The following is a 13,277-nucleotide window of genomic DNA, read 5'->3' on the forward strand; positions in this document are numbered from 1 at the left end:
ACTCAAGCGGCAAAACGGCGATCCTCAGATCGCCGTTTTCATTTACTGCCCGAATTGCCGTCCCAACCCGCCCGGAACGCCATGGATATCCGTGTCTTCCCAAGGCCCGTCGGGGCTGACCGAACGGCTCCAGCCGTTGTTCCAGCGGTAGTAGGTGCGCTGGCGGTAGAAGGTGTTGGTCTGATCCTCCAGCACATAGACGCCAAGCTTGGCGTCCCAATGGCTATTACCACCCGGTGGCGGTGCGAAGCTGGCGGAGGTGCGCGGCATCGGTTTGGCCGGCTTGGCGGGGATGCCCGGTTTGCCCGGCGAGGGTGTCGTGGACGGTGTCGGCCTTGGCTGCGATGGCGGGATCGGTGGTGGTGTCGTGGGCTCTGGCCGCTGGACCGCACATGCACTTAACCCCAAAACCAGACTGAGCAGGGTGATACGAGCAATAGCGGTCATGGCGGTGCTTCCTGTTATTTGTCCGGGCTGTCGATGGTCAGTGTCTGCGTCGCGGTGGTGCTGCTGGCCAGAGGCTGGCTGCGACCGACCCATTCACCGGCAGTCGGTTGGCCGGCACGGGAGACGCGCGCAACCAGTTGGACTTCAGGGAAGTTCGACAGTTTCAACTGCGGCATCATTGCGTCGGCATCACCCAGTTCGACAGTCACCGGCAAGTCGGCCACGGTCAGGCGTTTGGCCGCCAACGGCGCAGGTGGACCTGAGGTGGCGCGGGCGAAGATGAAGACAGTGTCACCCGGCTGGACCTTGGCTTTGAGCGCTGGCGCCAGGTCTACGGTGACTTTCAGCAACGCTGCCGCCTTCGCCGCAGGTGCCTGGACAACCTTGCCGCCGCTGGCTTCCAGCTTCTCGGTGGCCCGGCTGATACCACCTTGCAGGGCGGCGCGGGAGCTGTCCTCGGGCGGCAGTTGCGCCAGCAGGCGATTCCAATAGTCGATAGCGTCCTGATAACGCTGGGCTTCGAAAGCTGCGATGCCAAGCAGTCCAAGGCTGGTGACTTCTTTTGGATCGGCTTTCAGCGCTTCATCAGTCAGGGCCTGAATCTTGTCCGACCACTTCTTGCCATCGGCAAAGTATTGGGCCTGCGCCCATTGGCCGAGCAGTTCCGGTTGACGCCCGGCCAGGTTCACCGTGCGCTCAAAGATCTTCGCTGCATCGCCAGGACGGTCCTGGGCCATGTAGGTGCGACCAAGGAAATACAAGCCTTCAGCCGATTCCGGCTGAGCGGCGACGGCGCGTTCCAGGCGACGGGTCATCTCTTCCATCGACTGCGGTGCCTGGGAAAATTCGCGGGTCAGTTCGACTTTGTCGCTGGCACCGAAATGCAGGTACAAGCCAAGACCGAGCACCGGAACCAGCACTGCCGCCAACAACGGCAACGGCTTGCCCAGGCGACCCACGCGAGGCGCTGCAACGCCTTCGGTATCGGCGAGTAGCTCACGGGCCGCTTCGGCGCGGCCGGCGTCCATTTGCCCGGCGTCGAGCACACCCTCTTCCTGCTGAGTCTGCAACTCAGCCACGCGCTCTTGGTACAGCGCAACGTTCAGGGCGGTACGATCCTCTTCAAGTTGAGCACGACGACCGCGCAAAACCGGGATCAACAGAAAACTCAGGGCAACCAGAAGCAGCAGACCTGCAGCGAGCCAGAAATCAATCATTCTTGGTTTTTATCCAACAGGTGGTCGAGGCGCTCACGCTCCTCGGCAGAAAGCGCGTCCGGGGTTTCGGCGCGTTGCACGCGACGACGGCGGACGATCACGGCGATAATCACGAAACCGCCCAGCAGGAGGCCGGCCGGGCCGAACCAGAGCAGTGCAGTCTTGGCGTTGAGAGCCGGTTTGTAGCGGACGAAGTCACCGTAGCGGTCGACCATGAAGTCGATGATCTGCTGGTTGTCCTTGCCCTCGCCGAGCATGCGGAAAATCTCTTTGCGCAGGTCGGCGGCAATCGGTGCATTGGAATCGGCGATGTCCTGATTCTGGCACTTGGGGCAACGCAGTTCCTTGGTCAGCTCGCGAAAACGCTCGCGATCACCTTCTTTGGCGAACTCGTAGGTATCGATGGCGGCGTGGGCCACGCCGGCCATGCTCAAGCCCAGTACCGTCGCTGCTATCCAGCGCTTCATGGCTTGGCCTCATCGACCAGCGCCTGATACTTGGCAGCCAGTTTTTCACGCCAGACCTGCTCGTCGATCACACCGACGAACTTGTCGCGGATGATGCCCTTGGCGTCGATGAAAAAGGTTTCCGGCGCGCCATACACACCGAGGTTCAGGCCCAGGGTGCCGGCGTCGTCACGGATGTCCAGTTGATACGGGTTGTGGAACTCCACGAGCCACTTCAAGGCGTCGGCGTTGACGTCCTTGTAGTTGATGCCGTAAATCACCACGCCCTGCTGGGCCAGTTTGTTCAGCACCGGGTGCTCGACCCGGCAGGAAATGCACCAGGTACCCCAGACGTTGACCAGTGCCGGTTTGCCCACGATGTCAGCCTTGGTCAGGGTTTTGTCGCCCTGCACGCTTGGCAGGGAAAACGCCGGGAACGGTTTGTTGATCATCGCCGAAGGCAACTCGGCCGGGTCGAGGTACAACCCGCGATACAGGAAAACAGCCACCACCAGAAAAATCATCAGTGGCAACAGCATCAACCAACGTCTCATGCAGTCGCTCCCGTCATGCCCAGTGCTTCACGCACCCGGCTTTTCACCTTGACCCGATAACGCCGATCCAGCGCCGCCAGCAACCCGCCGAAGCCAGTCAGCAGACCGCCGAACCAGATCCAGCGCACGAACGGTTTGACGTGAACGCGCACAGCCCAGGCGCCATCGCCCAGCGGTTCGCCGAGGGCGACGTAGAGGTCACGGGTGAAACCGGCGTCGATTCCGGCTTCGGTCATCACCGAGTTCTGCACGGTGTACAGGCGTTTTTCCGGGTGCAGCACGCTGACTTCCTTGCCATCGCGGATCACCCGAACGGTGCCCTTGTCGGAGGTGAAGTTCGGGCCTTCGAAGTGCTTGGCGCCTTCGAACACGAAGTGATAACCGGCCAGGTCCATGGACTCGCCCGGCGCCAGGCGCAAGTCGCGCTCGGCACTGTTCTGGCTCGACAACACGACGCCCAGCGCACACACGGCAATGCCCAGGTGAGCGATCTGCATGCCCCAATAACTGCGGGTCAGGGTCGGCAGGCCTTTGATCAGGCCTTTGTGGCGAGTCTTGTCGAGGATATCCCGGACACCGGCGAGCAATACCCACGCTGCCAGCATGAAGGTTGCAATCACCGCCCAGTTGAAATCGCCATAAGCGACGCCGGCCACAACCGCCAGCGCAGCACTGCCGAGCAGTACCGGGGTCAGCATGCTCATCAGCCATTTGACTGGGGTGTCTTTCCAGCGCACCAGCATGCCGACTGCCATCACCACCATCAGCAACGCCATCAACGGAATGAACAGCGCATTGAAGTACGGCGGGCCGACCGACAGTTTGGCGCCGGTCATAGCATCGAGAATCAGCGGGTACAAGGTGCCGAGCAGGATCATCGAAGCCGCCACCACCAACACCAGGTTGTTACCCAGCAGCAGGGTTTCCCGGGACCAGAGGTTGAAGCCGACCTGGCTCTTGACCACCGGCGCGCGCAGGGCGAACAGCGTCAGCGAACCGCCGACCACGAACAGCAGGAAAATCAGGATGAACACACCGCGCTCAGGGTCGGACGCAAACGCGTGAACCGACGTCAGCACGCCGGAACGCACGAGGAACGTACCGAGCAAGCTCAGCGAGAATGCGGCGATGGCCAGCAACACGGTCCAGCTCTTGAACACGCCACGTTTTTCCGTGACGGCCAACGAGTGAATCAGCGCCGTACCGACCAGCCAAGGCATGAAAGAGGCGTTTTCCACCGGGTCCCAGAACCACCAGCCGCCCCAGCCGAGTTCGTAATACGCCCACCACGAACCGAGGGTGATGCCGATACCAAGGAAAGCCCAGGCGACGATGGTCCACGGACGCGACCAGCGCGCCCACGCCGCATCAAGGCGACCGCCCATCAGCGCCGCGATGGCGAAGGCGAAAGCCACGGAGAAACCGACGTAACCCATGTACAGCATCGGCGGGTGAACGATCAGGCCGATGTCTTGCAGCAACGGATTGAGGTCGGCGCCATCGCTGGGCACTTGCGGCAGGATGCGCTTGAACGGGTTAGACGTGAGGATCAGGAACAGCAGGAAACCGGTGCTGATCATGCCCATCACCGCCAGCACGCGGGCCAGCATGTCCCGCGGCAACTGCCGGGAGAACACCGATACCGCGAAGGTCCAGCCACCGAGGATCAACGCCCACAACAGCAATGACCCTTCGTGTGCCCCCCAGACTGCGCTGAATTTGTAGTACCAAGGCAAGGCACTGTTGGAGTTGCTCGCGACGTAGGCGACCGAGAAGTCGTCGGTTATGAACGCGTAGGTCAGGCAACCAAAAGCGAACACCAGGAAAGTGAACTGACCCCAGGCGGCTGGCTGAGCCAGGCTCATCCACAGTCGATCACCGCGCCAGGCACCGAGCAATGGCACCACGGCCTGAACCAGCGCGAAACACAGCGCCAGGATCATGGCCAGGTGGCCAAGCTCAGGGATAAAGATTCCGGATGTCATCAATTAACCCTCTTTGGCTTGTGTGGGTGCCGACTGGCCGCTGTCTTTCAGGGCTTTGGTCACTTCCGGCGGCATGTATTTTTCGTCGTGCTTGGCCAGCACTTCGTCGGCCACCACCACGCCGTCGGCGTTGATTTTGCCCAGGGCAACGATGCCCTGCCCTTCACGGAACAGGTCCGGAAGAATGCCGCGATAGGTGATGGTCACGGATTTGTTGAAATCGGTGACGACGAATTTGACGTCCAGCGAATCGCCGGAACGTTGCAACGAACCTTTCTCGACCATGCCGCCCGCCCGAATACGCGTGTCTTGCGGCGCTTCGCCGTTAGCGATCTGGGTCGGGGTGTAAAACAGATTGATGTTCTGCTGCAAGGCGCTCAGGGCCAGGCCGACGGCAGCGCCGACACCCACCAGGATCGCGAGAATGATGATAAGACGCTTTTTGCGCAGCGGATTCACTTGCCGTTCTCCCGGCGCAGACGACGCGCCTCTTGTTGCAGATACCGCTTGCGGGCCAGGATCGGCGCCGCCACGTTGAGGACCAGCACTGCCAGGCAGATGCCATAGGCGGACCAGACATACAGGGCATGATGGCCCATGGCGAGGAAGTCGCCGAATGAAGCAAAACTCATCGAGCGGCCTCCAGGCTGTTTTGTACTTCGGCCTTGACCCAGCTGGCCCGCGCTTCGCGCTTGAGCACTTCAAGGCGCATGCGCAGCAACAGGACCGCGCCGAAGAAACAGTAAAAACCCAGCACCGTCAGCAGCAATGGCAGCCACATCTCGGCCGGCATCGCCGGTTTTTCGGTGAGGGTGAAGGTCGCGCCCTGGTGCAGGGTGTTCCACCACTCCACCGAGTACTTGATGATCGGAATGTTGATCACGCCGACAATCGCCAACACCGCACAGGCCTTCGCGGCGCTGTCACGATTACTGATGGCGTTGCCCAGTGCAATAAGACCGAAGTACAGAAACAGCAGGATCAGCATGGACGTCAGTCGCGCATCCCAGACCCACCACGAACCCCAGGTCGGTTTGCCCCAGATCGCGCCGGTGACCAGCGCCACAGCGGTCATCCAGGCCCCGATGGGCGCCGCGCATTGCAGGGCGACGTCGGCCAGTTTCATCTTCCAGACCAGCCCGACAATGCCACACACGGCCAGCATCACATAGCAGGACTGCGCCAGCATGGCGGCCGGAACATGGATATAGATGATGCGAAAGCTGTTGCCTTGCTGGTAGTCGGGCGGCGCGAAGGCCAGGCCCCAAACGACACCGACACCGATCAGCAGCAACGCCGCGACGCTCAGCCAGGGCAGCAGTTTGCCGCTGATGCCGTAAAACCATTTGGGCGAGCCGAGCTTGTGAAACCACGTCCAGTTCATACTGTTTCCATCACGGTTGCCCTTCGCTGTGAAGGGCTGGGTCTTTACTGATTAAATTTTAACCAGACCTCATTATTCGCCGACGCTGATCTTCAGGCCAGCAGCTATTGCAAAAGGTGTCAGGGTTATCGCCAGGGCGGTCAGGCTACCAAGCCACAAGAGATAACCGGTCGCCGGCATGCCCTGCAAGGCTGCCTGCAAGGCGCCACTGCCGAGAATCAACACCGGGATGTACAGCGGTAGAATCAGCAGTGCCAACAACAGGCCACCGCGCTTCAATCCGACCGTCAGGGCTGCGCCCACCGCACCGAGCAGGCTCAGCACCGGTGTACCCAGCAATAAGGAAAGCAGCAACACCGGCAGACAAGCGGCAGGTAAACCGAGCATCAACGCCAGCAGTGGCGCGAGCAAAACCAGTGCCAGGCCTGAGAAGGCCCAGTGTGCCAGTACCTTGGCCAAAACCAGAAGAGGCAGGGGGTGCGACGAAAGGACCCACTGTTCGAGGGAACCGTCTTCGAAATCACTGCGGAAAAGCCCGTCCAGCGAGAGCAGAACCGATAAAAGCGCTGCCACCCAGACCAGTCCCGGAGACAAGGTTTGCAACAATTGAGCCTCGGGGCCGACCGCCAGCGGGAACAGCGCCACGACGATAGCGAAGAACACCAGCGGATTAGCCAGTTCCGCAGGACGGCGGAACAATAAACGGGCCTCACGGGCGACCAACAGGCCGAAAACACTCATACGGCCCAATTCCCCAGGTCAATGTCGCGATAGCCGGCCGGCATCCGGGTCAGCGTGTGGTGCGTGGTCAACACGACCATGCCGCCCCGCTCGCAGTGCGCGGCCAGGTGTTCTTCGAGTTGCGCCACGCCTTGTTTATCGAGCGCGGTGAACGGTTCATCGAGAATCCACAGCGGCGGGCTGTCCAGGTACAACCGCGCCAACGCCACGCGACGATGCTGGCCAGCAGACAGGGTGTGGCAGGGAACATCCTCGAAACCGCGCAGTCCGACAGCCGCCAAGGCTTGCCAGATGGCCTCATGGGACGCCGGATGATGCAAGGCGCAAAGCCAGCTGAGGTTTTCCTCGGGGGTCAGCAGTTCCTTGATGCCGGCGGCATGACCGATCCACAGCAGGTTGCGCGCCAGCTCAAGACGTTGCTCATTGAGCGGCTGGCCGTTGAGCAGCACCTGACCGGCGGTCGGCTGCATCAGCCCGCACAGCAGACGCAACAGGCTGGTCTTGCCACTGCCGTTGGGGCCGCTGATTTGCACCATTTCGCCACTGGCCAGTCTCAAATCGAGATTTTCGAAGAGCAGCCGAAGGTCTCGCTCACAAGCGAGGGCAACGGTTTGCAGGACTGGGCTGGTCAAGGGATCACGGGCCTTTTGCGGTTCAAGTCGGCGGCAAAGCGGCCGCTAAAGAGATGCAGCATAGATGCATTGGCGGTCTGTTCTAGAGAGCTGCGTCAAACAATTGCAATGTTTTCGCCACTCCCCGAAAGACGGGCGGCATTATACATGCCATGCCCTACTCTAAAGAGTGCAATTTCCTCAGGTTGTGACCGCGTATGACAGGCGAAATGAACATCCTCCCGCTACCCCAGACCACGCCCGCGACTTCGCGGCCGCTGGTGATGAGTGGCGACCTGCTGCAGTTGCTAAAGCCAATGGAGGGCCTGATCGACGTCGGGCAGACCGCCAAGGCTGAAGTGCTGTCACTCAAGCAGACGGATCAGACTTTTCAACTGTTGCTCAAAGTCACCCTCGACAGCGGTCGCCAGACCACGGTGCAGGCCACCAGCACCCAGCCGCTGCCTCAAGGCACCAGCCTGGCGATCACGCAGCCGTCGGCGAGCAATCTGGCAATCACTGTGCAACAGGCCATCGCTTCCAGCATTGCCACCCTTACCCGCATCGACACCGCGCAACTGCCGGTCGGCACCTTGCTGCAAGGCAAAGTACTGACCTCGCAGGTGCTGCCGCAGGTGCCAGGGCAACCGACGGTGTTTCGCTCGATGGTGAGCTTGTTAAACACCGTGCTGAGCGGGAGCACCTTGAGTATCGACAGCCCGACGCCGCTGCGCATCGGCACGTTGTTGAGCGCCATGGTGCAAGACACCCAGACGCTGAAATTCGTCCCGCTGAGCAGCCGCCAGGAACAATTGGCGGTGACCCAGCAACTGGTCAGCCAACAAAGCCGCCAAGGCTCGCTGGATGGCTTGATCAAAGTCCTGCAAAACCTGCCGTTGCCTCCACCGTCGTCGGATCCGACTTCCAACGACCTGCGTGTTGCCGTGGAAAGACTCCTCGCTGGCCTCCCGGACGTTCAGCAATTGAGCACGCCAAAGGGTCTTGCTCAAGCGTTGGCCAACAGCGGCCTGTTCCTCGAAGCGAAATTGCTGACCGGACAGAATCCGACGCTGGCTCCAGACATGAAGGGCGATTTGCTCAAGCTGATCGCACAACTGACACCGGGGCTGCCGGCCAACACCAACCTCAACGCACTGATCGCCGCCAACACATTGGTGCAGGCGATGCCGAGTTTCGTGCGCAGCGCCCTCGGCATGCTCGGCCAGGTCAGCGCCAAACCGCTGCCGACCAGTTTCCCGCTGCCCGAGCGCCTGCTGCAAAGCCAGGACGGTGAAGGTGATCTGGAGCACTTGCTGCGTTTGGCAGCGGCGGCGGTTTCGCGCCTGCAAAGCCATCAACTGTCGAGCCTGGAACAAACCGGTCTGACGGATGATGGGCGGCTGGTCAGCACCTGGCAGCTGGAAATCCCCATGCGCAACCTGCAGGACATCGTGCCATTGCAGGTCAAGTTCCAGCGCGAAGAAGCCCCAGAGAAAGAACAGCCGCACGAACGTCGCGACGAACGCGAGCCCAAGCAGCCACTGTGGCGCGTCGACCTGGCGTTCGACATGGAACCGCTAGGCCCGTTGCAGATTCAGGCGCAGCTGATCAAGGGCAGCCTGTCCAGCCAACTCTGGGCCGAACGCCCGTACACCGCGAGCCTGATCGAAAGCAACCTGGCCGGGCTGCGCGAACGCCTGCTGGCGTCGGGACTGAACGTCGGCGATCTGGATTGCCACCTCGGCAAACCGCCACAAGGCCCGCAAACCCGTCTTGAACAACGCTGGGTCGACGAAACCGCATGAAAACCCCCAACGCCCCACGCCAGGCCATCGCCCTCAAATACGACGGCAGCCACGCCCCTACCCTCACGGCCAAGGGTGACGAAGCGCTGGCGGAAGAGATTTTGCGGATCGCTCGCGACTACGAAGTGCCGATCTACGAAAACGCCGAGCTGGTAAAGCTGCTGGCGCGGATGGAGCTGGGCGAGAGTATTCCGGAGGAGTTGTACCGCACGATTGCCGAGATTATTGCGTTTGCATGGAACCTGAAGGGCAAGTTTCCGGCGGGGCATGATCCCGATGCGGTCATGCTGGAGAAGGACATCACCGAACGCGGTGACAATTACTGAGGCTTCAAGGACGCCATCGCGGGCAAGCCCGGCTCGCACAGGGTTCGGCGGCGTTCACATACTTTGTGCGCGACCGCAATACCTGTGGGAGCGAGGCTTGCCCGCGATGAGGGCGGCACTTTCAAATCTACGGTGACTGACGCACCGCCATCGCGAGCAAGCTCGCGAAAGCAATTTCAGCCGAGTTGCAAAAATCAGTTCTTGTGAAGCTTGCGCATCAACTCCGCCTCAGCCTGGGTCAAGCCGCAGGACTGCGTGAGTTCATCCACCGTAGCGCCCATCCCGACCAGTCGCGCCGCCTGGGCAAACGACAGGCTCGACGGGTCGCGCTGTTCCAGTTGCGCCAGTTTGTCCGGCAGCGGGCCGACCACCGCGCGCAGCTCGTGCAGGTCTTCACCCATGCGCACGTTGCCGCGCTGGTAGTCGTCCACGCGTTTGGCCAGGTCCTTGATGCGCTGATCCCGCAGCGCATCGCCCTGAGCCTGTTGCGCGGCGATCAATCGTTGACCGCGTATGTACGCCAGAAACATCGCCAGCGTGCCTGCCCAGAAAAGGAACAGGACAATGACCGCTACCTCAAGAATCAATCAGATGCTCTCCAGGTCCGACCATTCTTCTTCGCTCATCATCTTGTCCAGCTCGACCAGGATCAGCAGTTCGTTGTTCTTGTTGCATACGCCTTGGATGAACTTGGCGGATTCTTCGTTACCGACGTTTGGCGCGGTTTCGATTTCCGACTGACGCAGGTAAACCACTTCGGCCACGCTGTCGACCATGATCCCGACTACTTGCTTGTCGGCTTCAATGATGACGATACGGGTGTTGTCGCTGATCTCGGCATTCATCAGGCCGAAACGCTGACGGGTGTCGATTACAGTAACCACGTTACCGCGCAGGTTGATGATGCCCAGCACGTAGCTCGGAGCACCCGGTACCGGGGCGATTTCGGTGTAGCGCAGGACTTCCTGAACGCGCATCACGTTGATGCCGTAGGTTTCGTTGTCCAGCTTGAAGGTTACCCATTGCAGGATCGGATCTTCGGAACCCTTTGCAGCCGTCGCCTTATCATTCATACCCTGACCCCTCGAAAAACCGCCCTGGCGGTGTGTGTTCTGTGCATCGGCAGTGACTGCCGATGCGTGTTTGTTATGTCGGTTTGTGAGCCGGTTTCTTGATGCTGCTCATGTGCTTTGCCCCGCCACTGGCGATCAGCTCGGCCAGTGCGGAAACGTCGAGCAAGGCACACATGTGTTCAATCACGGTGCCCGCCAGCCAAGGTCGTTGACCCCGGTGGCTGCGCCATTTGATTTCGTTGGGGTCCAGGCGCAACGAGCGGCTGACCTGATGCACGGCCAGCCCCCACTCATAACCCTGGACCGAAATGACGTATTGCAGGCCCTGGCGGAAGTCATCGCGGTAGCGGTCGGGCATGACCCAACGCGCGGTATCGAGGACTTTCAGGTTGCCGGCCTGGCTCGGGAGAATCCCGAGGAACCACTCCGGCTGACCGAACAGCGGCGTCAGCTCGTGACCAGCCAACGAATATATCGAACCGAGGCACACCAGCGGCACCGCCAGCGTCAGGCCGGCGACATCGAACAACAGGCATTCGAAGGGCTCGGCGGCCCACGATGGACGCCCGTCAGTTTCGACCGGAGGCGGCGTGTTGCTCGGCGGGAGATGAACTTCGACAACCGGCGGCACCAGCGTTTGCAGCAGCGGTGCGATGGTCGATACCGGCGCGAGGATCGGTGCCGGTGCTTCCATGACAGGTGCTGGCGCCTTCACGACTGGCGCAACGACAGGGGCCACAACCACCGCGGCATCACGCGCCTGCTCTTCGAGCACCGCCAACTGAAACTCGTCGAGGGTGCTTTCAGGCTCGATCACTTCGACGGGCGCTTCGATGACGGGCGCCAGCTCCTCGGTCGCGTCCTGCAGCAAGCTGTCCAGATAGCTCTGGAGCGCCAGTTGCGGGCGAGAGGTGATTTTCACCGGCCGATTCATTTAAGCACCACGCAAGGAAGGTTCATCTCACGCCACCTGCGCAACGGATTGCTGCGCCAGCAAATGCTTGAGCAGCGCGCGGTAAGCCAGAACGCCGCGGCTCTTGCCGTCGAACTGCGAAGGCGTGAGCCCGGCCCGGCTTGCGTCACGCAGACGCGTGTCGACCGGAATGTAGCCTTGCCAGATTTCTTCCGGGTACAGGTCGCGCAGCACCCGCAGAGTCCCGAGGGAAGCCTGCGTGCGGCGGTCGAACAAGGTCGGGATGATGGTGAACGGCAGCGCCTGTTTGCGTGAGCGATTGATCATCGCCAGGGTGTTGACCATGCGCTCCAGGCCTTTGACGGCCAGATGCTCGGTCTGCACCGGGATCACCAATTGCTGGCTCGCCGCCAAGGCATTGACCATCAGCACGCCGAGCAACGGCGGACTGTCGATCACCGCATAATCGAAGTCCTGCCACAACTGCGCCAGGCTCTTGGCAATCACCAGGCCCAAACCACTCTGCCCCGGCGACTGACGCTCAAGGGTGGCCAGCGCGGTGCTGGAGGGCAACAGGGAAATGCTTTCGTGGCTGGTGGGCAACAGCAACTGACCGGGCAAGCCTTGCGGCACGCTGCCCTTGTGCAGGAACAAGTCGTAGCTGCTGTGTTCCAGGGTGTCGGGGTCGTAGCCGAAGTAACTGGTCATGGAGCCGTGCGGGTCGAGATCGACCACAACCACGCGCTTGCCCGCCTCGGCCAGCAAACCGGCTAAAGCGATAGAGGAAGTGGTTTTACCAACACCACCCTTTTGATTGGCAACTGCCCAGACTCTCATTCGAAGGGTTCCGCCCGGCCGACTGGGTCGACCGAGAAATAGCTCAGCGTGTTAATACGGGTGACGGAGAATTGACGGCGCTCTCTCGTACCGGCGACTTGACCGGGGTCGGTGCAGTTTGTGTGCCAGCACGCTTCAACGCGGCGTCCGGTTGTGCATGAGCGGTACCGGTGCCGGTCAGGCTGCGGCGCACATCGAGATTGCGCGACACCACCAGCACCACACGACGGTTGCGTGCGCGGCCTTCGGCAGTGGCGTTGTTGGCCACCGGCTGGAACTCGCCGTAGCCCACGGACGCCAGGCGGCTGGGGTTCACACCCTGCATCGCCAGCATGCGCACGATGCTCGCGGAACGGGCCGAGGACAGCTCCCAGTTGGTCGGGTACTGCGCGGTGCGAATCGGTTGATCGTCCGTAAAACCTTCGACGTGGATCGGGTTGTCGAATGGCTTCAGAATCCCGGCGACCTTGTCGATGATGTTGAACGCGATGTCGCTGGGCATGGCATCGCCGCTGCCAAACAACAGGCTGGAATTGAGTTCGATCTCGACCCACAACTCGTTGCCACGCACGGTCATCTGGTTGGAGCTGATCAGGTCACCAAACGCGGCACTGATGTCATCGGCGATACTTTTCAGCGGGTCGTTGGAACCGGCAACCCCGGCATCGACCTGCTCGCTGTCTTTCACCAACGGTTTTGCCGGCGTCACGGTCATCGGCCGCTCTTCACCGACCGGAATCGGTTTGAGCGAACGATCGGCGTCGGTGAAGACCCCGATCAACGCTTGCGAGATGACTTTGTACTTGCCTTCGTTGATCGAAGAGATCGAGTACATGACCACGAAGAACGCGAACAGCAACGTGATGAAGTCGGCATAGGAAACGAGCCAGCGTTCGTGGTTCACATGTTCTTCAGGTTGGCGACGACGTGCCATGGTC

Annotated in this window: 17 protein-coding genes; 2 read left to right on the top strand and 15 right to left on the bottom strand. The window is 61.1% G+C overall.

Annotated elements, in window-relative coordinates; translation table 11 throughout:
• Positions 1–42: 42 nt before the first annotated feature.
• The 10 genes from H8F22_RS05610 to ccmA all read right to left on the bottom strand — a co-directional run bounded on the left by H8F22_RS05610 (position 43) and on the right by ccmA (position 7,406).
• Positions 43–447 (bottom strand): hypothetical protein, encoded by a 405-nt coding sequence (locus H8F22_RS05610; protein ID WP_027922389.1) that lies wholly within the window; start codon positions 445–447, stop codon positions 43–45.
• 14 nt (positions 448–461) lie between these two features.
• Entirely contained in the window at positions 462–1,664 is a 1,203-nt protein-coding gene (gene ccmI / locus H8F22_RS05615) for a c-type cytochrome biogenesis protein CcmI (RefSeq protein WP_027922388.1), read from the bottom strand.
• A complete protein-coding gene (locus tag H8F22_RS05620; RefSeq protein WP_059181372.1) occupies positions 1,661–2,131 on the bottom strand; it encodes a cytochrome c-type biogenesis protein in 471 nt (156 codons plus the stop codon). Before H8F22_RS05620 ends, ccmI begins: the two co-directional genes overlap by 4 nt.
• Positions 2,128–2,664 carry a DsbE family thiol:disulfide interchange protein gene (locus tag H8F22_RS05625; RefSeq protein ID WP_059181373.1) on the bottom strand — a complete coding sequence of 179 codons (537 nt, stop codon included), beginning with the start codon at positions 2,662–2,664 and terminating at the stop codon, positions 2,128–2,130. Before H8F22_RS05625 ends, H8F22_RS05620 begins: the two co-directional genes overlap by 4 nt.
• Positions 2,661–4,649, bottom strand: a complete 1,989-nt coding sequence (locus tag H8F22_RS05630) for a heme lyase CcmF/NrfE family subunit (protein ID WP_194939827.1) — start codon at positions 4,647–4,649, stop codon at positions 2,661–2,663. Before H8F22_RS05630 ends, H8F22_RS05625 begins: the two co-directional genes overlap by 4 nt.
• Before the next feature lie 3 nt (positions 4,650–4,652).
• Entirely contained in the window at positions 4,653–5,108 is a 456-nt protein-coding gene (ccmE, locus tag H8F22_RS05635) for a cytochrome c maturation protein CcmE (protein ID WP_027922384.1), read from the bottom strand.
• Positions 5,105–5,281 (bottom strand): heme exporter protein CcmD, encoded by a 177-nt coding sequence (gene ccmD, locus H8F22_RS05640; RefSeq protein ID WP_027922383.1) that lies wholly within the window; start codon positions 5,279–5,281, stop codon positions 5,105–5,107. Before ccmD ends, ccmE begins: the two co-directional genes overlap by 4 nt.
• A complete protein-coding gene (locus H8F22_RS05645; RefSeq protein WP_007946756.1) occupies positions 5,278–6,033 on the bottom strand; it encodes a heme ABC transporter permease in 756 nt (251 codons plus the stop codon). The genes ccmD and H8F22_RS05645 overlap by 4 nt, the downstream gene beginning before the upstream one ends.
• Positions 6,034–6,105: 72 nt before the next feature.
• Positions 6,106–6,774, bottom strand: coding sequence for a heme exporter protein CcmB (ccmB, locus tag H8F22_RS05650; protein WP_007946758.1), 669 nt, complete (start codon positions 6,772–6,774; stop codon positions 6,106–6,108).
• A complete protein-coding gene (gene ccmA, locus H8F22_RS05655) occupies positions 6,771–7,406 on the bottom strand; it encodes a cytochrome c biogenesis heme-transporting ATPase CcmA (RefSeq protein WP_027922382.1) in 636 nt (211 codons plus the stop codon). Before ccmA ends, ccmB begins: the two co-directional genes overlap by 4 nt.
• Before the next feature lie 197 nt (positions 7,407–7,603).
• On the opposite strand from ccmA, the gene fliK reads away from it, so the two are divergent.
• Together fliK and H8F22_RS05665 are read left to right on the top strand one after the other, a co-directional pair.
• Complete coding sequence (gene fliK / locus H8F22_RS05660; protein WP_027922381.1) at positions 7,604–9,190, top strand: flagellar hook-length control protein FliK; 1,587 nt, start codon at positions 7,604–7,606, stop codon at positions 9,188–9,190.
• Entirely contained in the window at positions 9,187–9,516 is a 330-nt protein-coding gene (locus H8F22_RS05665; protein ID WP_027922380.1) for an EscU/YscU/HrcU family type III secretion system export apparatus switch protein, read from the top strand. Before fliK ends, H8F22_RS05665 begins: the two co-directional genes overlap by 4 nt.
• Positions 9,517–9,710: 194 nt before the next feature.
• Here H8F22_RS05665 and H8F22_RS05670 read toward each other — a convergent pair whose 3' ends face one another.
• The 5 genes from H8F22_RS05670 to motD all read right to left on the bottom strand — a co-directional run bounded on the left by H8F22_RS05670 (position 9,711) and on the right by motD (position 13,273).
• On the bottom strand, positions 9,711–10,103 hold the full coding sequence (locus tag H8F22_RS05670) for a DUF2802 domain-containing protein (protein WP_027922379.1): 393 nt from the start codon (positions 10,101–10,103) through the stop codon (positions 9,711–9,713).
• Positions 10,104–10,589: a chemotaxis protein CheW gene (locus H8F22_RS05675; protein ID WP_027922378.1), complete on the bottom strand. Its 486-nt coding sequence runs from the start codon at positions 10,587–10,589 to the stop codon at positions 10,104–10,106.
• Positions 10,590–10,662: 73 nt separating this feature from the next.
• Positions 10,663–11,523, bottom strand: coding sequence for a CheW domain-containing protein (locus tag H8F22_RS05680; RefSeq protein WP_027922377.1), 861 nt, complete (start codon positions 11,521–11,523; stop codon positions 10,663–10,665).
• Positions 11,524–11,550: 27 nt separating this feature from the next.
• Positions 11,551–12,339 (bottom strand): ParA family protein, encoded by a 789-nt coding sequence (locus H8F22_RS05685; protein WP_027922376.1) that lies wholly within the window; start codon positions 12,337–12,339, stop codon positions 11,551–11,553.
• 43 nt (positions 12,340–12,382) lie between these two features.
• The gene (gene motD, locus H8F22_RS05690) at positions 12,383–13,273 is read right to left on the bottom strand and encodes a flagellar motor protein MotD (RefSeq protein WP_027922375.1); all 891 of its coding nucleotides are present in this window, start codon (positions 13,271–13,273) and stop codon (positions 12,383–12,385) included.
• Positions 13,274–13,277 lie beyond the last annotated feature (4 nt).

The sequence above is a fragment of the Pseudomonas mucoides genome (assembly GCF_015461845.1).
In the GTDB taxonomy this organism is placed as follows: Bacteria; Pseudomonadota; Gammaproteobacteria; order Pseudomonadales; family Pseudomonadaceae; genus Aquipseudomonas; species Aquipseudomonas mucoides.